Origin of the sequence: Nocardia vinacea NBRC 16497 (assembly GCF_000308835.1) — a bacterium.
Classification (GTDB): Bacteria; Actinomycetota; Actinomycetes; order Mycobacteriales; family Mycobacteriaceae; genus Nocardia; species Nocardia vinacea.
On record NZ_BAGN01000267.1, the window covers coordinates 1 to 205 of the forward strand.

Here is a 205-nt window from a genome sequence, read left to right on the forward strand (position 1 = left end):
CAGGGCGCACGCGATCAGCCATCGGGTGCTGGGTGTGTTGCAGGAGTTCTCGACTGGTCAGCGGTTCGCGTCCAGCACGCTGCTGGTCCTCACCCGGGCGGCGGTCACCACGACCGCGGGTGATCGGGTCGATCCGGCGGCGTCGACAATCTGGGGTTTGGTGCGTTCGGCGCAGTCGGAGGAACCGGGCCGGATCCTGCTCGCC

Annotated in this window: 1 protein-coding gene; it reads left to right on the plus strand. The window is 69.3% G+C overall.

The window, feature by feature from the left end:
* Positions 1-205 (plus strand): SpnB-like Rossmann fold domain-containing protein (locus tag ON44_RS33450; RefSeq protein WP_040697890.1); only part of this gene is annotated, 205 nt, incomplete at both ends.